Source organism: Rhodoferax sp. (assembly GCF_010365055.1).
Lineage (GTDB): Bacteria > Pseudomonadota > Gammaproteobacteria > Burkholderiales > Burkholderiaceae_C > Rhodoferax.
In genome coordinates this window covers 1-20,499 of record NZ_JAAFHA010000047.1, presented here as the reverse complement: position 1 = coordinate 20,499, position 20,499 = coordinate 1, and the positions used below count along the sequence as shown (strand labels likewise).

Sequence of the window (20,499 nt, the reverse complement as noted above, 5' to 3'; positions counted from 1 at the left end):
ACGAGGGCTAGCGTCTCAAAACACTCACAACCCTGGCGATTGAGCGCCGAGCCAGACCGGTGCTGAAGGTTCGTACGCGGCGAGCCGACGGCGCTCGTCCGGGCTGAACTGGGACTGCTGCAACTGGGCCAACGCCGCCTCGCGCTGGGCTGGCGCCGCATCGGCCTGGGCTTGTAGCAGTTTGCTGCGATCGTTCAAGTAACTGGCGATGCGGCTCTTCCAGGCGCCTTCTTCGCGGTCAAGCGCGGCCAGTCGGGCGGCGGCCTCGGGGTTGAGTTCCTTGGAACGCATGCGGTAAATATCGTCCTCGCTGGCGCCCTGCGCGCGCAGTGCCTGCGCCATCTGGTCGATCTTGAGCACCACGCGAGGCGCCTCGCGTTCTTCGCGCAGCGCCGCCGACTGGCTGGCATCGAGCGCTGCCAGTTGCTCTTTTTTCTGCCCTGCACTTAAAGCCGGGTTCTGATTGACTTCCAGCCGCGCCAACGCATCCTGATCGTAGTCATCCTCAAAGCCAAACATGCCCTGGGTTTCTTCGGCGCTGAAGAACTGAGAGCGCAGGTCTTGCATGGCCAGCAGGCGCTGGCGAGTCGCCTTGGCGTCGGTGCCCGCCAACTCAGGCTTCTTCTCCATATCTACCAGGGCCAGCTTGAACTGCAGATACAGGGCCAGCAAGCGCTTGGCAGCGGGCCGTTGGTCGGGCGACAAACGCCGATCCAGATCACCCGCGATTTCCGCCGTGATGGCTGCGATCGTCTGTTCGCCCACCGCACTCAGGTAATAGTCAAACAGGCGTTTGAGCTCAGCGTAAGGCAAGGGGCCCGGCGCCAGCGCAGGCTCGGCTCCGGGCCGCGTGCCCAAATCCCCGTCAGGCACGGTGTCCTGCAGGGAGTGCACAAACGCCACCCCGGGCGTGCCAGGCGCTAAGCCCGATACCGCCGAGGTGGAAGTGGCTGCGTCCGGCCACCACCGCCAAGTGGTGGCGACCAGTGCCAGACCGAGCAAGCCCCAGACCAGGCGCGGGGCACGCAACTGCAACAAGGCGCTACAGGCCCAGATTGCGCAAGCGGTTGGCTTGCTGACGGTACAAGGTGACCGGGTTGGTCTCGAACAGGTTGACCAAGCCGATGGTCTGGTTGACTTCGTCCAGGTGGTTGATGGCGTAGTTGTCGCGGATTACCCGGCCCAAACGGCTGGAGCAGCTCGCCACCAATCCATCGTTATTGGCGCCACTGAACGCCAGCGACGTCAAAGCCAAAGCCGGGTCGAGGATGTCAAACACATTGGTGTAAGGCTTGGCCCCGCTCCACGAGAAATATGACACACCGCGGACCGTGTAAGCGCCTTCGCCACACGCCGTGGTTGGCACGCCCTCAGGATGGGCCTGGTTGAACTTGAGGGAGCCGGCGGTGCTGAGCGATTTGACAGCCGCCAGCGAGTCTTGCGACAGGCCCGAGCCACCGGACAGGAAGCTGATGACCGAACTCAAGCCATTGGTGACGGACACCAGCACCGTGTTGGAGAGCGACCCGGGAGGCGCCACGCCCAGAATCACGTCGGCCACGGCCGAGCCTTTGTTGACACCGCCGACCGAGGTGACCGAGGCCACCAGATCAGGGCGCACGGAGGCGACGTAGCGAATGGTCGGGCCGCCATGGCTGTGGCCGATCAGGTTGACTTTGGCAGCGCCCGTGGCGGCCAGAATTTGCTTGACCTGGGTCAGCAGCTGCTCGCCTCGCACTTCAGTGCTGTTGGCCGCAGAAACCTGCGTGACATACACCTTGGCGCCATCGGCGCGCAGGGACGAGGAAATGCCGTAAAAATAGTCCACCGGCCCGATGTTGTCAAAGCCGAACAAGCCATGCACCAGCACAATCGGGTACTTGGTTTCGGTGTAGCCCGCGGCCCATGAGGAACCGGGTAAAAGGGTGAGTGCCAGCAAAAGGGCGCCGAGCCAGGTCGTCAGAATTTTCTTCAAAATTGTCTCCAGCAGGACCGCAAGGTCGATTGGTTTATGAATCATGTTTGACTTGTTCTGCGACCTCTGGGTGGGGCGCTGTCGCTTGCTGGCCCCTGCAGATCAATCGTGTTGATCAGCTTGAGCTCAAATAGCACGCCTGTGCTATTTTCAAATGTTAGGGCGCCGTGGCCGGTTTGTCATGCTGGAAAACCCACCCACTGGTAAACCCTGATTCAGATCGACCTGGCGCGCTCGTCGCGGCACGTTGCATCCTGTGCCTTGGTCAAGCACGTCATGGCACAATCACCATTCGCGAGTCAACACCCCAAACAGCAGGGACACTAACTGAGACTTGAACCGATGCGGCTTCATGCCTATCTTTCGGTTTCCATCCTGACCACAAAATTCACACTCCATGGCACGCTACAACACCCCTTTTGAAATCCATGTCCATGGCCAGGTGAGCTTGCGCCCCGAGGTTGTTTTTGAGCAGTTGCAAGAAGCCCTCAAGCCGTTATGGAAATACGCCGGCGCGCGCTCCTTGGCAGATGCCGCCGAGAGCTCCTACGAAGACGAGCCTGGCATCAAGTTTGACCCGCAAGAACATCTTTTGCAGATGTGCTGGACTGTGGCCGGCGACGATGATTTTCGCCAGGTGCTCGATGAAATGTGCATGAACCTCAACGACGTTGCGCAAACCGGTGCCGCCATTGAAGTCACGTTTTATGACGCCGAGTTTGACGATGAGGACGAGGATTCGGACGCCGAGTCGCGCGATGACTTCGTGATGCTCTTCGTCGGGCCCGACCCCGCTGCCATCATGCAAGTGCAGCGCGACCTGCTGGTGCAGGACGTGGTGAACCTGATGGAGCGCCATTTTGATGGTGCCGAACTGGTGGGCGTCGTGGCTGAAGTGGACAAGTTGTTCAGCCAGCGCTTTGACGATCTGGTCAATTCACTGCAGCTCGGACGCCCCCCGCGGGGCTCCGGTGGCGGTGGCCATGGCGGCATCGGCCATGGCGGCGGGCGCAAGCCGCGGCATTTGCACTGAGATGGGCCCATCCGCAACTATTTATGCAAAATCGGGCTCTAGCCTACGTATTCATTACATAGTTTGCTATTATTTTTGACATAATTACCCAATCAATGATCTAACCCATGGCAGCAGTTTCTTCCCCCCCGGTCCGCTCAATGCCCACAGCGGGCCGACCTGAGAAGCTGCGCCTGGGTGACGTGCTGGTGCAGCAGCGCCTGATTTCTCAGGAACAGCTGCAAAAAACGCTGGAGCTGCAACGCCAAACCGGCAAGAAGGTCGGCCGCTTGCTGATCGAAACCGGCATCATCACCGAAGAACTGCTGGCCAATGGCCTGGCGCGGCAGTTGCGCATTCCGTTTGTCAACCTCAAGACCTTCCCGTTTCGAGCCGATGTGGTCAAGCTGCTGCCCGAATCAGCGGCACGGCGTTTTCGGGCCCTGGTGCTCGAAGACAAGGGCGACTCCCTGCTGCTGGCCTTGGGCGATCCGCTGGACTTGTTTGCCTTTGATGAGTTGACGCGCCTGCTCAAGCGCAACATTGCCATTGCAGCGGTGCCCGAGACGCAGTTGGCCCTGGCGTTTGACCGGCTCTATCGCCGCACCGAAGAGATCAGCGGCCTGGCCCGCGCACTGGAAAAGGATCTGGGCGACACCGTCGACTTTGGCGAGCTCACGGCAACGGCTGGCATCGAGGGCGCGCCGGTGGTGCGCCTGCTGCAGTCGCTGTTTGAAGACGCCATTCAGGTCGGCGCCTCCGACGTGCACATTGAGCCACAAGAGGCGGGTCTGCAAATCCGCGTGCGGGTCGATGGCGTGCTGCAAACCCAGACGCTGGCCGACAAACGCATTGCCGGCGCCTTGGCTCAACGCCTCAAACTCATGGCCGGGCTTGATATCTCTGAAAAGCGCCTGCCGCAGGACGGCCGCTTCAGCGTGCGCCTGAAAGAACAAACCATTGACGTGCGCCTGTCCACCCTGCCCACCAGCTACGGCGAATCGGTGGTCATGCGGCTGCTGATCCAGGGCGCTGGCATGCGCCGCCTGGACGCCATTGGCATGCCCGAGGCCATGCTCAAACGCTTTCGGGAAGTGCTGGGCCGCAGCGCCGGCCTGGTGCTGGTCACCGGGCCCACCGGCTCCGGCAAGACCACCACCTTGTATGCCGCGCTGGCCGAGATCAACGCCGCCGAACTGAAAGTCATCACGGTCGAAGACCCGGTGGAATACCGCTTGCCCGGCATTACCCAGGTGCAGGTCAACGACAAGATCGAGCTGAGCTTTGCGCGCGTGCTGCGCGCCACGCTGCGGCAAGATCCTGACGTGATCCTGGTGGGTGAAATGCGCGACGCCGAGACCGCCGAGATCGGTCTGCGCGCTGCCATCACCGGCCACCTGGTGCTGTCCACGTTGCACACGCGCGACGCCATCAGCACGCCGTTTCGACTGCTCGACATGGGCGTGCCGCCCTTCATGGTGGCGACCTCCTTGCAGGCCGTCATCGCCCAGCGGCTGGTGCGGCTGAACTGCCCGGAGTGTGCCGAGCCGCAAGACCCCAGCCCGCAAGAGCAATCATGGCTGACCGCCATGGTTGAAGCCGGGGAGTCGCTCTCAAACGTCAATCCCAAGCGCGGTCAGGGCTGCTCATCCTGCAACGGCACGGGTTACGCCGGGCGCCAGGGCATCTACGAATTATTGGAGATGGACGCGGTGTTGACACAAGCCGCCTCACACTCGGACCCGGCCACATTCATGAAGTTGGCGCGCGAGCGCATGAAGGGCCTTACGCTGGCGCATCATGTGTTGGCGCTGGTGCGCCAGGGGCGCACGTCCTTGGCGGAAGCCTTGCGCATTGGCTTCGACGTCGACGAAGCCGTGGACGCGCCGGATTAAGCCCGCATGGCAACCTACGCATGGCGTGGCCGCAACGGCCGGGGCGAAGCAGTCCAGGGCCAGTTAGAGGCCATGACCGAAGGCGGCGTCGCCGACCAGCTGATGTCGATCGGTGTGGCGCCGGTGCACATTGCGCTGGCAGCCGAAAAGACCGCGAGCGCCGCTGACAACTGGTTCGCGCGCCTGAACCGCAAGCCCGTGGTGGTCGAAGACATTTTGGTTTTCTCGCGCCAGATGTACACCCTGAACAAAGCGGGGGTTCCTATCCTGCGCGCCTTTGCCGGGCTCGAGGCCTCAGCCACCAAGCCCGCCATGGTCGACATGCTCAAAGACATTCGCGCCAGCCTGGACCAGGGGCGCGAACTCTCCGCCGCGATGGCGCGGCATCAGGACGTGTTTGGTGCTTTTTACATCTCGATGATCCGGGTCGGCGAGATGACCGGGCGCCTGACCGAGGTGTTTTTGCGCCTGAACGAACACCTCGAATTCGAGCGCGACGTGCGCGAGCGCATCAAGCAGGCCATGCGCTACCCCATTTTTGTGCTGGTCGCCATGGCGATTGCTGTCGTCATCCTCAATATCTTCGTGATTCCGGTGTTTGCCAAGGTATTTGCCGGCTTCCATGCCGAGCTGCCGCTGATCACGCGCGGGCTGCTGGGTTTCTCGGCCTGGATGCTGGCCTGGTGGCCATTGTTGCTGGCGGGCGCCATTGGTGCAAGCGTGCTGATACGCGGCTACTTGAATACGGCGGCGGGGCGTTACCGCTGGGACGCGCGCAAACTCAAGTTACCGATTGTGGGCGACATTGTTTTGAAAGCCACGCTGGCCCGTTTTGCCCGCAGCTTTGCCTTGTCCAGCCAAAGCGGTGTGCCGCTGGTGCAGGCGCTCACCGTGGTGGCGCAGACCGTGGACAACGCCTTCATTGGCAGCCGCATCGAGCAGATGCGCGACGGCATCGAACGCGGCGAGACCATCACGCGCTGCGCCGCCGCCACCGGCGTCTTTACCCCGGTCGTGCTGCAAATGATCGCGGTAGGTGAAGAAACCGGTGAACTCGACAACCTGCTGTTCGAAATTGCCGGCATGTACGAGCGCGAAACCGACTACAGCATCAAGGGCCTGTCGGCCGCGATTGAACCCATCTTGCTGGCGGTCATCGCCGTGCTGGTGCTGCTGCTGGCGCTGGGCGTCTTCCTGCCGCTCTGGAACTTGGGTCAGGCCGCCATGGGCAAGGGCGGCGGTTAGGCGTGGCGAACGAGCGACTCCAACCGGGTCCGGCGCCATTCCTGAGCCTGCGCATGGTCGAATGGTCGCTGGTAGCGGCTCTGATCGTGGTGCTGGCGCTGGTGTTCATGCACAAGGTGCGGGTGCTGCAAGGCCAGGCCGAGTTGTCGGCCATCAAGACCACGCTGGGCGCCCTGCGCACCGCCCTGGTGCTGGACCATCTGCACCACAGCGTCACGCCGGGCGGCGCTTCTGTGGCGTTGCTGCAACGCAATCCCTTTGAGCTGCTGCAGCGCCGCCCCGCCAATTACCGGGGCGAGTTGAGTCGCGAGCAAGCGGATGCGGCGCCCGACGGCAGCTGGGTGTTCGACCCGGTGTGCGTGTGCGTCGGCTACCGGCCGCTGTACGCCGAATGGCTCGACAGCCCCGGTGGCGAGCCGCTGGCCTGGTACCAACTCAGTGGCGAAGCGGGGCCCTGGCAGTTGACGGCCAAGGAAGCCTATGTCTGGCAGGGGCAGGTGATGAATTAGCTTTCGCGCTGCGATGGAGGAACTGCGCCTCCCATGGTCAACGCATGCCCGGGCGGTGCATCGGCGAGGCGCGCAGGCCTTTGTAAAGATGCCGCTTTTAGAAACCTCGCGCCTAAAATGGCTTTGTCATCGAGACGACCCGCGGGAAGCACCGATGGCAAAACGTTTGAATTGATTTTCAAACCTGGTTTTTTAATATTTTTAAAGGTAAATAACATGAATAAAGTACAACGCGGCTTCACGTTGATTGAGTTGGTGATGGTGATCGTGATTTTGGGCGTGCTGGCTGCAGTGGCGATTCCGAAGTTTGTGGATTTGAAGGGTGATGCTCAGCAGGCATCCATGCAAGGCGTGGCAGGTGCCGCAGCATCAGCCTCGGCCATCAACTATGGCGGATGTTCGATCGCGACGGCAGCGAGTGCTCCGACCAAGTGCAAGGCCGTTAACACGTGTACATCTGTCGGAACTGTCCTGAGTGGTGGCGTATTCCCGACAGGGTATACCGCAGCTTCAACGTCGACGGAGCTTGCAGCTGCGACAGCATCCAATGGGGAAACCAGAACTTGCAAGTTGACATTGGCTGGATACACCGCGTCACCTGACGTGACCTTTGAGGTCATCGGTGCCGGCAATTAATGACGTGTCGAAGAGGTAATTCGCGCGAAATTTCAATCAAGCAAGCTTGAGAAGCAGACCCCGATCCAGCCTCAACGACAAAAGTAAAAAAAGCGACCTTGCGTCGCTTTTTTTTCGCCCTTGAATTTCAAAGTAAGAAGTTGAATTAGACCAAATTGCTTTGTCAAATAGGCCTGAAGCCCTGGTCATATATGCATATGAGGCTATTAAATACATAGCGAATCATTGTCATGAGTTCGACAACGCCCCTGGAGCTGGTCGGGTGCGATGCCCTCTTCTGTTACAGCAACCATCGAAACATGACAACCAGCAGGTACACGCTACCCGCCAGCAGCAGCCAGCCTACCCCTTGCGCATGCTGAACCACAAACCGGTCGACCTGCTCATGCGTGACATCGATCACCTTCGTCGCCTTGCGCGACGAGACCCATCGGTTGGACTGGGTTTCAAGGCCGCGCAACAGGCTGGGGCGAACCCAGTAGACCGCGCCGATCAGCAGCGCCACCACCGCGCCAATGAGCGCAAACAGCAGCAGCACGTCAAGCAAAGCGCCGGCCAACGGCGGGTTGGCGATATAACCTTTGAGAGCGCGCAGGGCCGCGGCCCGGTCCAGCAGCCAGCCAAAATACAGCAGCATGTAGCCCGCTCCGACCACGACCAAAGGCCCCATCACCAAATGGTGTCGGTAAAACCAGCGCTCGGTGCGGATGCTGCGGTCCATCAACTGGCTGATGTGGCGCGTCGATACCCAGTGGTTGGCAACGCGGTTGATGCGCTGCAGCAGCTGCGGTTTGAAGATCAGCAACAGCGCCGTAGCAACGCCCATCAAGGCGCCGATCAACAAAAAGATGGCGAGCGAGCGCCACAATAAATCCGCCACGACAGGGTTTTGCATCTTCTTCTTGACTTTAGGTTGTGTTGTGGGGTGACGGCGCTTGAGTTTACGTCAAGCTCCAGCGCCGCCGGATGACTGAAACAGTGGAAAAGGGGAGCAGAAGAGAGGCCAGCTCAAATTCGCCAGGACGTCCTGAAACTAGTCAGCCCCAAAGAACTGGTAGCAATTCTTACCCGCCAGCTTGGCCTGGTACATGGCCTGATCAGCCTGGCGCAGCAGCTGGTCGGCGTCTATATCGTCTGCATCCTGTGCTTGCCCCTGCGGATAGATGGTCACGCCCAGACTGGCCGAAACCTGCAACACTTGCCCGCCAAACTGCAACGGTTGGGCGGCTGCGGCTAGCAGGCGGTGCAGCATCGGCTTGCAGGCTGCTTCATCGGCCAGATCGAGCATCACCGCGACGAACTCGTCGCCACCCAGGCGGGCCAGGGTGTCGCCTTCGCGCAGCGCCTGCTTCATGCGGGTCGCCACCGTCATCAGCAAGTGGTCCCCCGCCTCATGCCCATGACGGTCATTGATCAGCTTGAAACCGTCCAGGTCAACAAAAGCCAGCGCCAGCACTTGTCCGCGCCGCCGCACCTGCACCATACCCTGGTGCAGGCGATCGGCCAGCAACAGGCGGTTGGGCAAGTCGGTCAGCGCATCAAAATGGGCCAGGTGCTGGAGTTGCTGCTGATGCTGCTTGAGCGCGGTGATATCAGAGAACAGCGAGACGTACTGCCGGGTTTGGCCCTGGGCATCGCGCACCGCGCTGATGTTTTGCAGCTGCGCATAGACCTCACCGTCTTTACGCCGGTTCCAGACTTCACCGTACCAACTGCCTTTGTCCTGCAGATCGCGCCACATGGCAGCATAGAATTCTTTGCCCTGTCGCCCTGAACTCAAGAGATGCGGGTTGCGGCCCAACACTTCCTGACGGTCATAGCCGGTGATGCGACTGAAGGCCTGATTGACGTCGATGATCACGCCCTGCGCATCGGTGATCATGATCCCTTCAAGCGCATGGGTGAAGACGCTGGCGGCCAGCTGCAGCTTGTCTTCAACTTCCTTGTGCGCAGAAATGTCGGTATGAGTGCCAATCATGCGCAAGGGTTTGCCGGCGTCGCTGCGGCTGACCACCATGCCGCGATCGAGAATCCACTTGTAGCTGCCGTCCTTGCAGCGCATGCGGTATTGGGTGGCATATACCGGCGTCTGGCCATCAAGGTGGGACTGCAATGCAACCAGGCTCCCTGACGCGTCATTGGGGTGAACGCGTGTCTCCCACTCCTGCAACTGATTACCCATCTCGTCAACCGTCAAACCGAGCATTTTTTTGTATTGCGCGCTGAAAAATACGGTCCCGTCGGCCACATTCCAGTCCCACAGTCCGTCTCCTGAACCTTCAATGGCGAATTTCCAGCGGAATTCACTTTCTCTGAGCCGCTTTTTTTGCAACAGCACCAAACGATACTGTTCCGCCAGTCTGCGCTGCGTCATGAGTAAGCGTGTGCCTTGCCACACGATCAAGGCCAGAGCCACCAGACAGCCCAGCACAATCCACCCATAGCGGGACCAGACAGCCAAACCGACGCTGATCAGGCCAGCCAACAACAAAGCGTTGCGGATGAAGGGACTCAAAAGATTCCAGTGAATCGCGTGCTTCATGGTGAGATGCCAGCGACCGATGTCTGAGGCAACTTGGCAAATTAATGGGTCTTGCGCCACCTGCTATTTTCGCGCTTACAAAACGATACAAATAGCTTGGCCCGATTATGCGCCGTTGCCCTGACGCACCCAAGATGAGCCGCGCGGTGCCGCGGGCGGTGTCCAGGATCGGCCACAAGTGGACCAGTTGTTCCCCCGAAGGATTCGGCATCAGCGCGCGTTCAGCTCTGCTTCAGACTCATGATTTTGGCGAATACAAGGCTGCGGCTTATGGAAAACCATGCCTTTTCTCGCGGTTCACAGAACGTAGAATGAAATCTCTGTTCATTTTTACCCCCGCCGTGGTCCGTCTGCGGCTTTTTTAGGACTTATTGATGAAAAAACTCCTGCTCGCCATCGCTTTGGGATCGCTTTGTGTCGTCTCTTTTGCGCAAGGCAAAGACCTCAAGGTCGCGATCGACCCGACTTACGAGCCATTCACCTTCAAGACCGCCGACGGCAAACCCACCGGCTTCGACGTCGATATTGCCAGCGCGCTGTGCGAGCAGATCAAGCGCAAATGCGTGTTCGTCGAACAAGTCTGGGACAGCATGATTCCGGGGCTGCAAGCCAAGAAATACGATGTCATCATCAGTTCGATGTCGATCACCGCCGACCGCCTGAAGGTGATTGATTTCACCAACAAGTACTACAACACGCCAAGCCGCGTGGTGGTGAAAAAAGAGGTGAAGTTCACCGGCCCGGCTTCTCTGAAGGGCAAAAAAATCGGCGTGCTCAAGGGCAGTACACAAGAAAAATACGCCATGGGCGAGCTCAAGACCGCAGGCGTTGACGTGGTTCCTTACGAAGCTCAAGACCAGGTCTATCTGGACATCAAGTCCGGCCGTCTGGACGGCACCGTGGCCGACTTTGTTGAAGTCACCGGTGGTTTCCTGAGCAAGCCAGAAGGCAAGGACTACAACCTGGTGGGCCCAGAGCTCTACATTGAAAAATACTTTGGTGTTGGTGCTGGCATCGGCCTGCGCAAGGGTGACACGGCGCTCAAAAACGAATTGAATGCCGCCATCAAGGCTATTCGTGCCGACGGTACCTACAAGAAGATCAACGACAAATACTTTAAATTTGACGTTTACGGCAAGTAATTAGCCACTAGCCACCAGCCACCGCCCCACCGATGAGTTCTTACTACACCTCGATTCTGTATGGGGCGGTACTGACGGTGGGCGTGTCGCTGGCAGCCTTGCTGGTGGCGGTTTTTTTGGGCCTGGCCGGTGCCGGGGCCAAGCTATCGGGCCGTCCCGTTTTGGTGGCGCTTGCCACGCTCTACACCACCATCATCCGCGGCATCCCGGAGCTGGTGCTGATGCTGCTGGTGTTTTATGGCGGCACCATCGGTTTAAACAATCTGTTAGAGGCCATGGGCAGCGAAGCCACGGTTGACATCAACCCGTTTTTGGCCGGCGTGTTGACCATCGGCTTTATCTATGGCGCTTACATGACCGAGACTTTTCGCGGTGCCATTCTGGCCATTCCCAAGGGCCAGGCTGAAGCCGCTTGGGCTTTTGGTATGGGCCGCACCCAGACTTTTTTGCGCATCACGGCCCCGCAGATGGTGCGCTATGCCCTGCCCGGCTTCACCAACAACTGGCTGGTGCTGATCAAAGCCACCGCGCTGGTAAGCTTGATTGGCTTGCAGGAAATGACCTACCTGGCCAAGCAGGCCAGCGCCGCCACGCGCTCGCCGTTTGCCTACTTCTTATTCACCGCCGCGCTGTTCTTGATCTACACCACGGTGTCGCTCTGGGTACTGCGCCGGCTCAACGCCCGTTACAGCCTGGGTACCAAACGGGTGCAGCTTTAATGAATTTCGCCGTCATCTTTGAGCCGCAAAACCTGGCGCTCTACGGCACCGGCATCCTGACCACGCTGGGTCTGCTGTTTTCGTCATTGGCAGTCGGCGCCGTGCTTGCGCTGCTGTGTGCGCTGGCCCTGACCGGCCCGTGGGCGCCGCTGCGCTGGATGGTTGGCGCCTACACCTATGTGATGCGCGGCACGCCCTTGTTGATTCAGGTCTACCTGATCTATTACGGCCTGGGCCAACTGGAGTGGATTCAGGAACGCTGGGACACGGTGTGGCCGTGGACCCATTTCAAAGACGCGTTCTTTTGTGCGCTGCTGGCTTTCAGCCTGAATACCGCCGGTTACACCGCCGAGATGCTGGCCGGGGCTATTCGGGAGACCGCCGCCGGCGAGATTGAGGCCGCGCAGGCCTACGGCATGAGCCGCTTCAAGGTGATGCTGCACATCGTGCTGCCCAGCGCCATGCGGCGCACGCTACCGGCCTACAGCAACGAGGTGGTGATGATGCTGCACGCCACCAGCCTGGCCAGCGCCGTGCCCTCGATGCTGGACGTCACGGCGGCGGCGAGCCGCATCTATTCGGACTACTACCTGCCGTTCGAGGCCTATCTGGCGGCCGCCGCAATCTACCTCACGGCCTCTTTCTGCCTGATCGGCTTCTTCAAGTTCAGCGAGACTCGACTGCTGGCGTATCTGGCCCCTCGCAAGATTTGATTTCAGGAAAATTGACACCCCATGCTTCGCATTGATCATCCCCTGCTCTCTAGCAGCCTGGGCAGCACCAAGACGCTGACCAGCTTTCATTGGGGCCAGCCCGGCAGCGGCCCCAAGGTTTACATCCAGGCCAGCCTGCATGCTGAAGAGTTGCCGGGCATGCTGGTGGCGCACCATTTGCGCGCTCTGCTCGAAAACGCTGAGGCGGCCGACCAGATACAAGGCGAAATTATCTTGGTACCAGTGGCCAATCCGCTGGGTTTGGCGCAGCGCGTGGATCACAGGCCGATGGGCCGCTTTGATCTCGACACGTCTGAGAACTTCAACCGTCATTACCCGGACCTGGCCGGCGCCGTCGGGCCGCTGGTGCGTGATGCGCTGGGCGCGGACCCAACAGCGAACATCGCCCTGGTGCGCGAAGCGATGGGCAACTACCTGGGCAACTGGGTGCTTGACACTGAACTGCAAAGCCTGCGCCACCGCTTGTTGACGCTGGCCCATGACGCCGACTTTGTGCTGGACCTGCACTGTGATTGTGAAGGCGTTCTGCATTTCTATACCGAAGAAGCCTGCTGGCCGCAGCTCGAGCCGCTGGCACGCTTTCTGGGCAGTGAAGCGATTTTGCTGGCCAAAAACTCAGGCAGCGGGCCCTTTGACGAATGCCTGTCCGGGGCGTGGTGGCGGCTGGCAGAGGATTTTTCCGGCCCGGGCCGTCCGCTGCCGCAAGGCTGCTGCAGCACCACCATCGAGCTGCGCGGTGAGCTCGACGTGAGCCATGCGCTGGCCGAGCAGGATGCGCAAGCCATTATTGACTGGCTCAAACACAGCCAGCTCTTGGCTTGTAAAAGAGCCCCGACGGTGCCCGCCTTCAAATGCCGGCCCACGCCGCTGGCTGGCTCCGAAACCCTGAAGGCGACTGCCCCCGGCCTGGTGGTATTCGCGGCCGAAGTCGGCCAGACTTTGCAGATCGGTGATCTGGTGGCGGAGGTGATTGACCCGATTGCCAACCAGACGCAGCGGGTGCTGGCCGGCGTGGACGGTGTTTTTTACGCCCGCATCCGCGACCGTTACATCACTGCCGGCGGTGAACTGGGCAAAATTGCCGGCGCCGTCGCCTTCAGAACCGGCGAGTTGCTGGGCGCCTGAGCCTTTTATTGTTCTCTGCCTACCCCATCCATCCATGACCCTATCCACCATCAAACTCCAGGCAGAAAACATTCACAAGCGCTTCGGCAGTGTCGAGGTGCTCAAAGGTGTGTCCCTGACCGCGCATGCCGGTGACGTGATCAGCATCATCGGCAGCTCGGGCTCGGGCAAGAGCACGTTTTTGCGCTGCATCAACCTGCTGGAAAAGCCGCACCAGGGCCGCATCGTGGTGGCCGGTGAAGAGCTCAAGCTGGTGGCAGGCGCCAATGGCGAACTCAATGCTGCCGATCCCAAACAGCTGCAGCGCATGCGCACCAAGCTGGCGATGGTGTTCCAGCACTTCAACCTGTGGGCGCACATGACGGTGCTGCAAAACATCATCGAGGCACCCGTGCATGTGATGGGTGTGCCGCGCGATGAGTCCGTGGAGATTGCGCGCAAATACCTCAAGCGGGTTGATCTGGCCGGCATGGAAGACCGCTACCCGGCGCACATGAGCGGCGGCCAGCAGCAGCGCGTGGCCATTGCCCGCGCGCTGGCGATGGAGCCCGAGGTCATGCTGTTTGACGAGCCCACCAGTGCGCTCGACCCGGAGTTGGTGTCCGAGGTGCTCAAGGTCATGAAGACGCTGGCCCTGGAGGGCCGCACCATGGTGGTGGTGACACATGAAATGGGCTTTGCCCGCGACGTGGCCAACCACCTGATCTTCCTGCACAAGGGCGTGATTGAAGAAGAGGGCAATCCGGCCCAGGTGCTGGCCAACCCAAAGAGCGAGCGGCTGGCGCAGTTTTTGTCGGGCAGCCTGAAGTAAGTCAGCGATGAAGTGGCTGCACAACGCCATCGCGCTCATTGAAGCCGACTACCAGCGCAGCGCTGACACGCACCTGATTGCCCTGCCCCTGCCCGGCTTTGCCCGCTGCGGCATTGACCTGTATTTGAAGGACGAGTCCACACACCCGACCGGCAGCCTCAAGCACCGGCTGGCGCGCTCGCTGTTCTTGTATGGGCTGTGCAATGGCTGGCTGCACGCGGACTCGACCGTGGTGGAATCGAGCAGCGGCTCGACCGCAGTGAGCGAGGCCTACTTTGCGCGCCTGCTGGGTTTGCCCTTCATCGCCGTGATGCCGCGAAACACATCGCCAGAAAAAATTGCCCAGATCACCTTTTATGGTGGACGCTGCCATTTGGTGGACAGTGCCCCTGCGGTCTACGACGAAGCCCGCACGCTGGCAGAGCAAACCGGCGGCCATTACATGGACCAGTTCACCTATGCCGAGCGCGCGACCGACTGGCGCGGCAACAACAACATAGCGCAAAGCATGTTCACGCAAATGGCGCGCGAGCGCCACCCGGTGCCGCGCTGGATTGTGGTGGGCGCGGGCACCGGTGGCACCAGCGCCACCATTGGTCGCTATGTGCGCCACCAGCGCCACGCCACCCAGGTGTGCGTACCGGATCCACAGGGATCGGTATTCGGAGAATTTCACCGCACCGGCAACGCCAGCTTGACCGGACCGGGTTCGTGCATCGAAGGCATTGGCCGCCCTCGCGTGGAGGCCAGCTTTATCCGCACCTTGGTTGATCGCATGCTGGAGGTCAGCGATGTCGATTCCGTGGCCGCCATGCGCGTGTTGTCGCAACTGCTGGGGCGCAAGGTGGGGCCGTCGACCGGCACCAATTTTGTCGGCATGTTGGCCCTGGCCAGCGAGATGCGTGCGCAGGGCCAGCAAGGGTCCATTTTGTCGCTGCTATGTGACGCCGGCGAGCGCTACCTGGCCAGCTACTTTGACTCCAACTGGGTGCAGCAGCACTTTGGTGACTGCAGCGCGTCCGAGCGGGCAATACAGGCGCAACTGGCTTGACGCTTGCCATGGCGCCCGTAACATTTGGCCTGTTGCGACGACAGCTGCTGGCAAGCAGTCTGGGCGCTGCCCTGTGGCCCGGGACCGCGCTGGCGCAAAGCGGCGCAACGCCCGTGCTGGCGCCTCGCCGGCTGCAAGCCCCGCGGGATCTGGGCAGCCACCCCGACTACGCGATTGAATGGTGGTACCTGACTGGCCACGCCCGTTCAGGCGAGCGGGACTTCGGCTTTCAAGTCACCTTCTTTCGCTCCCGGGTGCCCACCACGCAGGCGATGCGCTCGCGCTTTGCAGCCAAGCAGCTGATCTTTGCCCATGCCGCGGTGACCGATGTGCAGGGCAAGAAACTCTGGCACGACCAGCGCATTGCGCGTGCCTCGGGAAGCACCGAGATCGACCTGGCTGGCGCCAGCGACGCCGACACCGAGCTGCGTTTGCGCGACTGGTCGCTCAAGCGCGAGGCGGGCCTGGCAGCGCCAGGCGTCAACGCTGGCGCGGGACGGCGCTCACGCTACCGCGCCCAGGTTGCAGGCCGTGACTTCAGCTTGGACTTGCAGTGCACCGAGACGCAGGACTGGCTATTGCAGGGGGACGGCGGGCTTTCGCGCAAGGGGCCGCAGGCAGCGCAGGCGAGCTATTACTACAGCCTGCCGCAACTGGCAGTGCACGGCCAGATCACGCTGCAGGGCCAGCAATTTCAGTTGGACGTCAATGCCCCGAAGGCGGCCTGGCTCGACCATGAATGGAGCCAGTCGATGCTGCCAGCGCAAGCAGTCGGTTGGGACTGGATCGGCATGAACCTGATGGACGGCAGTGCGCTGACTGCTTTTCAACTGCGCGACGCGGCGGGCAAGGCCGTTTGGGCCGGTGGCTCCTTTCGCCCGCCCGCACCCGGTGCGCCCGCCCGAGATTTTGCGCCGGGAGAGGTGCTGTTTGAACCGCTGCGCTATTGGCGCAGCCCTTTGACGCAGGCGCGCTACCCGGTGGAGTGGCAGGTGCGCACACCGGTTGCGGTCTACCGTGTGCAAGCCGTCGTCGACGACCAGGAACTCGACAGCCGCCAATCGACCGGCGCGGTGTACTGGGAAGGCTTGAGCGGGCTGCTGGACAGCCAGGGCAAAGCCGTCGGGCGCGGCTACCTGGAAATGACCGGCTATGCCGGGGCGCTGCGGCTCTAGGCTTGGTCGCAGACGCTTGAGTCGACAAGACGGCAAGATGGCCAAGAGGCAAGCAGCACCCCAGACAAGGCCAGCCGTCAACGCCGATCTTTTTACACTATAGTTACAGTAGCATACTAAGCAATAGGCATAAGGGCTAGAGACCGATTTTATATAAATTCAGGGGCAGTCCTTGCGGCGACCCTGATTCACCCCAACCTGAGGCCCCATGACCAGCGAACGCCCCAAACCTTCCAATCCCAAATCGCTCTCGGGCCTGTTGCCCTTCTTGCGTCCCTACCGCGGCCGTATCGCTCTGGCTTTGCTGTTCTTGGTCATGGCGGCCGCGGCCACACTGGCTTTTCCGGTGGCCCTGCGCAGCCTGATTGACGGTGGCCTGGTGCAAGCGGACAAAGGCGCCCAGGTGATGGCCTTGCGTGAGCACTTTGTGGCGCTGTTTGCCGTGGCGGTCGCGCTCGGCTTGTTCTCCGCGGCACGGTTCTACATGGTGAGTTGGCTGGGAGAGCGTGTCACCGCTGACTTGCGCAACGCCGTCTATAACCATGTGCTGCAGCAAAGCCCAGAGTTTTTTGAAACCACCCAGACCGGTGAGGTGTTGTCGCGCCTGTCGGCGGACACCACGCTGGTGCAGACCGTGGTGGGCTCGTCGCTGAGCATGGGCTTGCGCAACTCCGTGATGGGCATCGGCGCCTTGGGCATGCTGATCTGGACCAACCCGATGGTCATGGTTCAGGTGCTGGGCGTGTTGGTGTTGATCGTGCTGCCCAGTCTGTGGTTTGGTCGGCGCGTGCGCAAGTTGTCGCGCGCCAGCCAGGACCGGCTGGCCGACTCCAGCGCCATTGCGGCCGAAGTGCTCAATGCGATTCCGGTGGTGCAAAGCTACACCGCCGAGCCGCGTGAAGCGGCGCGCTTCAACGCCGCCACCGACAACGCCTTCAACACGGCGGTGCGGCGCACCAAAGCGCGCTCGGTGCTGGTGGCATTCATCATCATTGCCACGTCGGCGGCGCTCTTGTGGGGCTTGTACCAGGGTACGCAAGCGGTCATGGCCGGGCGCATCAGCGCCGGGCATTTGGGGCAGACTGTGGTCTACGTCATCATCCTGGCCAGCGCGTTCGCCATATTGGGCGAGGTCTATGGCGACTTGCTGCGCGCGGCCGGTGCGACCGAGCGGTTGATGGAGTTGCTCAGCAGCCAGTCTCCCATCAATTCACCCTCAAATCCGACTCCAGCCCCCGTGCAGCTTGCGGGAAGTGCTATTAGTTTTGAAAAAGTGACCTTCAACTATCCGTCACGCCCGCAGCAAGCGGCACTGGCTGATTTTTCACTGGCGGTGAAGCCGGGGCAAACCGTGGCGCTGGTGGGGCCCAGCGGTGCGGGCAAGAGTACCGTGTTCCAGTTGCTGCTGCGTTTCTACGACCCCGATTCCGGTCATATCCATCTGGACGGTGTGGCGACACGCGACTTGTCCCTGCATGATTTGCGCCAGCGCATCGGCATCGTGCCGCAAGACGCGGTCATTTTTTCCAGCAGCGCACTGGAGAACATTCGCTATGGTCGACCCGAGGCCAGCGATGCCGAAGTCAAGGCGGCGGCGCAAGCCGCTTTTGCAGACGAATTCGTCAGCGCCCTGCCAGAAGGCTACGACACCTTTCTGGGCGAACGCGGCGTGCGCCTGAGTGGCGGCCAGCGCCAGCGCATTGCCATTGCCCGCGCCATGCTGAAGAACCCGCCGCTCCTGCTGCTCGATGAGGCCACGAGTGCGCTCGATGCCGAGAGCGAACGCATGGTGCAGGCGGCGCTGGAGAGCGCCATGCGCGGGCGCACCACGCTGGTGATCGCGCACCGCCTGGCCACCGTCATCAAGGCAGACCACATCGTGGTGCTGGACCACGGCCGTTTGGTGGAGCAAGGCACGCACGCCGAACTGGTGGCGCACGGTGGTGTTTATGCGGGCTTGGCGGCTTTGCAGTTCAACGCTTGAGCCGTGGCCAAGACCAGAGGCCCGAATACTCCATCCTTGAGCGTCTGATCGTGAGCAGGCCAGAACTCAGGCCAGATGCCGCAGTTCACGTAGCGCCACCGAGATCGGCGCCAGGTCCGGACTCTGGGTGCTGATGTTCTGCAACAACTTGCACAGGCGGTCGATCGTCGTTTGATGCTGAGCCGTCCAGTCCGACAGGCTCTGAGCGCCCGACAGCAGGCTACCGGTGATCTGGCTGGCAATCGAGTAGACGTCGTCGCGGGCACTGCCCCGGGCCTGGGTCTGCCACAGGCTGTCGGTCGGCAAGCGGTTGATTTGTGTGCGCCAAGCGCTCAGGCCCAGGGCACCCTCGACACCAAAGTAGGCGCGCGCGGCCTGCTCCAAATCGGCCTCGGTGCTTTGCACCAGGTCCACCAGATCAAGCGCCGGGAAGATGAACTCCAGAGCCGTCAGGCTTTGCGCCAACGCCTGTGCCACACCGGCCTGCACCAGAGTCTGGGTCGCTTGCTCCCAGTTCGCCATGGCCTGGGCGGGTAACCAGTACTCCAAGTTGCCACGCAGCTCACGAGCACCCGGCTGGTAGCGCTGGATCAGGGTCGGCAGATCGGTGTCCTTGGCGCGCAAGCGCAGCATCCAGCGCGAAGCGCGTTGTGCAATGGCAGTCAATTTGCTCAGCAGGTCCAGCTGCAAAGAAGTCGAGACCTGGTAGTCGAGCGCGTCAATCTGGTCCCACAGGGTTTCCAGATCAAAAATCTCACGCGCCAAGGTGTAGGCCCGCACCACATCGGCAGCGGTTGCCGCGGCTTCTGCGGCCAAAAAGTTCACGAATGTCGCACCGGTGCGGTTGACCATCGTGTTGGTGATATAGGTCGAGATGATCTCGCGCTTGAGCGGATGCCGGGCAATGGCATCACTGAATTTTTCGCTCAACGCCTTGGGGAAGTAGGCTTTCAAAGCGCCGCTGAAGTAGGGGTCATCGGGCAGGTTGCTGGCCACCAGGTCGTCAAACACCGACATCTTGGCATAGGCCAACAGCACGGCGCCTTCTGGTGCGGTCAAGCCCTGCTTCTTGGACCGTCGCAACGCGATCTCCTCGTCACTGGGCAGAAACTCGATCGCCCGGTTCAGCCGCCCTGCCCCTGCAAGCCACTGCATCAGGCGCTGTTGGCCGTCCAGCACATACAGCGGACGATGGCAGGCGATATCGAGCGCCTGGGTCTGGTAGTAGTTGTCGGCCAGTACCAAATGACCGACTTCATCCGTCATGGAGGCCAGCAAGTCGTTGCGCTGCTTGAGCGTCAAGTCACCCGCCTCCACCACCCGGTCCAGCAGGATCTTGATATTGACCTCGTGGTCGGAACAATCGACACCGGCTGAATTGTCGATGGCATCGGTGTAGATCAAGCCGCCTTTTTGGGCGAACTCGACCCGGCCCAGTTGGGTACAACCGAGGTTGCCACCTTCGACCAGCACTTTGCAGCGCAGTTCGCTGCCATTGACGCGGAAGGCGTCGCCCGCCTTGTCGCCCGCTTGGGCATGAGACTCATAAGTGGCCTTGACATAGGTGCCAATACCGCCGTTGTAGATGAGGTCGACCGGTGCCTGCAAAATGGCATGGAGCAGTGCCACCGGGGTGAGTTCCTCAGCCTCAATGCCAATGACGGCGCGGGCCTGGGGCGAGAGCCTGATCGACTTGGCGGCACGCGAATAAACGCCACCCCCTTCTGAGATCAGGCTCTTGTCAAAGTCGTCCCAACTCGAACGTGGCAGCGCAAACAGGCGCTGGCGCTCAGCGAAGGTGAGCGCGACATCGGGCGTGGGGTCAATGAAGATGTGGCGGTGGTCAAACGCAACCACCAACTGGATGTGTTCGGACAGCAGCATCCCGTTGCCAAAAACGTCGCCCGACATGTCGCCAATACCGACGACGGTGAACGGTGTGGT

19 protein-coding genes are annotated in these 20,499 nt (G+C 61.1%); 13 read left to right on the top strand and 6 right to left on the bottom strand.

Annotated features, from left to right (window positions below):
• Window positions 1-24: 24 nt before the first annotated feature.
• Together GZ093_RS11940 and GZ093_RS11935 are read right to left on the bottom strand one after the other, a co-directional pair.
• Window positions 25-1,038 carry a lipase secretion chaperone gene (locus GZ093_RS11940; protein WP_296486163.1) on the bottom strand — a complete coding sequence of 338 codons (1,014 nt, stop codon included), beginning with the start codon at window positions 1,036-1,038 and terminating at the stop codon, window positions 25-27.
• 4 nt (window positions 1,039-1,042) lie between these two features.
• Window positions 1,043-2,020, bottom strand: a complete 978-nt coding sequence (locus GZ093_RS11935) for a triacylglycerol lipase (protein WP_296486161.1) — start codon at window positions 2,018-2,020, stop codon at window positions 1,043-1,045.
• A gap of 352 nt (window positions 2,021-2,372) precedes the next feature.
• Between GZ093_RS11935 and GZ093_RS11930 the strand changes: the two genes are divergently transcribed.
• From GZ093_RS11930 to GZ093_RS11915, 4 genes are all read left to right on the top strand, one after another.
• Complete coding sequence (locus tag GZ093_RS11930; protein ID WP_296486159.1) at window positions 2,373-3,008, top strand: DUF6806 family protein; 636 nt, start codon at window positions 2,373-2,375, stop codon at window positions 3,006-3,008.
• A gap of 107 nt (window positions 3,009-3,115) precedes the next feature.
• On the top strand, window positions 3,116-4,882 hold the full coding sequence (locus GZ093_RS11925) for a GspE/PulE family protein (protein WP_296486157.1): 1,767 nt from the start codon (window positions 3,116-3,118) through the stop codon (window positions 4,880-4,882).
• Between the two features lie 6 nt (window positions 4,883-4,888).
• Window positions 4,889-6,127, top strand: a complete 1,239-nt coding sequence (locus GZ093_RS11920; RefSeq protein WP_296486156.1) for a type II secretion system F family protein — start codon at window positions 4,889-4,891, stop codon at window positions 6,125-6,127.
• 2 nt (window positions 6,128-6,129) lie between these two features.
• The gene (locus tag GZ093_RS11915; RefSeq protein ID WP_296486154.1) at window positions 6,130-6,636 is read left to right on the top strand and encodes a hypothetical protein; all 507 of its coding nucleotides are present in this window, start codon (window positions 6,130-6,132) and stop codon (window positions 6,634-6,636) included.
• Here the strand turns inward: GZ093_RS11915 and GZ093_RS11910 are convergent.
• Window positions 6,633-6,854, bottom strand: coding sequence for a hypothetical protein (locus GZ093_RS11910; RefSeq protein WP_296486152.1), 222 nt, complete (start codon window positions 6,852-6,854; stop codon window positions 6,633-6,635). The genes GZ093_RS11915 and GZ093_RS11910 overlap by 4 nt on opposite strands.
• On the opposite strand from GZ093_RS11910, the gene GZ093_RS11905 reads away from it, so the two are divergent.
• Entirely contained in the window at window positions 6,853-7,272 is a 420-nt protein-coding gene (locus GZ093_RS11905) for a type II secretion system protein (protein ID WP_296486150.1), read from the top strand. The genes GZ093_RS11910 and GZ093_RS11905 overlap by 2 nt on opposite strands.
• A 280-nt stretch (window positions 7,273-7,552) precedes the next feature.
• On the opposite strand, the gene GZ093_RS11900 is transcribed toward GZ093_RS11905, so the two are convergent.
• Window positions 7,553-8,167, bottom strand: a complete 615-nt coding sequence (locus GZ093_RS11900) for a hypothetical protein (protein WP_296486149.1) — start codon at window positions 8,165-8,167, stop codon at window positions 7,553-7,555.
• A 138-nt stretch (window positions 8,168-8,305) separates the two neighbouring features.
• A complete protein-coding gene (locus tag GZ093_RS11895) occupies window positions 8,306-9,814 on the bottom strand; it encodes a sensor domain-containing diguanylate cyclase (RefSeq protein ID WP_296486148.1) in 1,509 nt (502 codons plus the stop codon).
• A 374-nt stretch (window positions 9,815-10,188) separates the two neighbouring features.
• Between GZ093_RS11895 and GZ093_RS11890 the strand changes: the two genes are divergently transcribed.
• The 8 genes from GZ093_RS11890 (at window position 10,189) to GZ093_RS11855 (ending at window position 18,555) form a co-directional block, all read left to right on the top strand.
• Complete coding sequence (locus tag GZ093_RS11890; RefSeq protein WP_296486146.1) at window positions 10,189-10,956, top strand: ABC transporter substrate-binding protein; 768 nt, start codon at window positions 10,189-10,191, stop codon at window positions 10,954-10,956.
• A 32-nt stretch (window positions 10,957-10,988) separates the two neighbouring features.
• Entirely contained in the window at window positions 10,989-11,675 is a 687-nt protein-coding gene (locus GZ093_RS11885; protein WP_296486145.1) for an ABC transporter permease, read from the top strand.
• Window positions 11,675-12,388, top strand: coding sequence for an ABC transporter permease subunit (locus GZ093_RS11880; protein ID WP_296486144.1), 714 nt, complete (start codon window positions 11,675-11,677; stop codon window positions 12,386-12,388). The genes GZ093_RS11885 and GZ093_RS11880 overlap by 1 nt, the downstream gene beginning before the upstream one ends.
• 21 nt (window positions 12,389-12,409) lie before the next feature.
• Window positions 12,410-13,534: a succinylglutamate desuccinylase/aspartoacylase family protein gene (locus GZ093_RS11875; protein ID WP_296486143.1), complete on the top strand. Its 1,125-nt coding sequence runs from the start codon at window positions 12,410-12,412 to the stop codon at window positions 13,532-13,534.
• Window positions 13,535-13,568: 34 nt separating this feature from the next.
• A complete protein-coding gene (locus GZ093_RS11870; RefSeq protein ID WP_296486142.1) occupies window positions 13,569-14,345 on the top strand; it encodes an ATP-binding cassette domain-containing protein in 777 nt (258 codons plus the stop codon).
• Window positions 14,346-14,352: 7 nt separating this feature from the next.
• Entirely contained in the window at window positions 14,353-15,396 is a 1,044-nt protein-coding gene (locus GZ093_RS11865; protein ID WP_296486141.1) for a PLP-dependent cysteine synthase family protein, read from the top strand.
• Window positions 15,397-15,404: 8 nt separating this feature from the next.
• The gene (locus GZ093_RS11860; RefSeq protein WP_296486140.1) at window positions 15,405-16,571 is read left to right on the top strand and encodes a carotenoid 1,2-hydratase; all 1,167 of its coding nucleotides are present in this window, start codon (window positions 15,405-15,407) and stop codon (window positions 16,569-16,571) included.
• A gap of 208 nt (window positions 16,572-16,779) precedes the next feature.
• Window positions 16,780-18,555 (top strand): ABC transporter transmembrane domain-containing protein, encoded by a 1,776-nt coding sequence (locus GZ093_RS11855; protein WP_296486139.1) that lies wholly within the window; start codon window positions 16,780-16,782, stop codon window positions 18,553-18,555.
• Window positions 18,556-18,621: 66 nt separating this feature from the next.
• On the opposite strand, the gene GZ093_RS11850 is transcribed toward GZ093_RS11855, so the two are convergent.
• Window positions 18,622-20,499, bottom strand: a 1,878-nt coding sequence (locus GZ093_RS11850) for an NAD-glutamate dehydrogenase domain-containing protein (RefSeq protein WP_296486138.1), incomplete at its 5' end; no start/stop codon positions are given.

Excerpts from the sequence above, each read along its gene's own strand:
- GZ093_RS11935 (WP_296486161.1), bottom strand. The coding sequence starts at position 2,020 with ATGATTCATAAACCAATCGACCTTGCGGTCCTGCTGGAGACAATTTTG.
- GZ093_RS11930 (WP_296486159.1), top strand. The coding sequence starts at position 2,373 with ATGGCACGCTACAACACCCCTTTTGAAATCCATGTCCATGGCCAGGTG.
- GZ093_RS11925 (WP_296486157.1), top strand. The coding sequence starts at position 3,116 with ATGGCAGCAGTTTCTTCCCCCCCGGTCCGCTCAATGCCCACAGCGGGC.
- GZ093_RS11920 (WP_296486156.1), top strand. The coding sequence starts at position 4,889 with ATGGCAACCTACGCATGGCGTGGCCGCAACGGCCGGGGCGAAGCAGTC.
- GZ093_RS11905 (WP_296486150.1), top strand. The coding sequence starts at position 6,853 with ATGAATAAAGTACAACGCGGCTTCACGTTGATTGAGTTGGTGATGGTG.
- GZ093_RS11910 (WP_296486152.1), bottom strand. The coding sequence starts at position 6,854 with ATGTTATTTACCTTTAAAAATATTAAAAAACCAGGTTTGAAAATCAAT.
- GZ093_RS11900 (WP_296486149.1), bottom strand. The coding sequence starts at position 8,167 with ATGCAAAACCCTGTCGTGGCGGATTTATTGTGGCGCTCGCTCGCCATC.
- GZ093_RS11895 (WP_296486148.1), bottom strand. The coding sequence starts at position 9,814 with ATGAAGCACGCGATTCACTGGAATCTTTTGAGTCCCTTCATCCGCAAC.
- GZ093_RS11890 (WP_296486146.1), top strand. The coding sequence starts at position 10,189 with ATGAAAAAACTCCTGCTCGCCATCGCTTTGGGATCGCTTTGTGTCGTC.
- GZ093_RS11885 (WP_296486145.1), top strand. The coding sequence starts at position 10,989 with ATGAGTTCTTACTACACCTCGATTCTGTATGGGGCGGTACTGACGGTG.
- GZ093_RS11880 (WP_296486144.1), top strand. The coding sequence starts at position 11,675 with ATGAATTTCGCCGTCATCTTTGAGCCGCAAAACCTGGCGCTCTACGGC.
- GZ093_RS11875 (WP_296486143.1), top strand. The coding sequence starts at position 12,410 with ATGCTTCGCATTGATCATCCCCTGCTCTCTAGCAGCCTGGGCAGCACC.
- GZ093_RS11870 (WP_296486142.1), top strand. The coding sequence starts at position 13,569 with ATGACCCTATCCACCATCAAACTCCAGGCAGAAAACATTCACAAGCGC.
- GZ093_RS11865 (WP_296486141.1), top strand. The coding sequence starts at position 14,353 with ATGAAGTGGCTGCACAACGCCATCGCGCTCATTGAAGCCGACTACCAG.
- GZ093_RS11860 (WP_296486140.1), top strand. The coding sequence starts at position 15,405 with ATGGCGCCCGTAACATTTGGCCTGTTGCGACGACAGCTGCTGGCAAGC.
- GZ093_RS11855 (WP_296486139.1), top strand. The coding sequence starts at position 16,780 with ATGACCAGCGAACGCCCCAAACCTTCCAATCCCAAATCGCTCTCGGGC.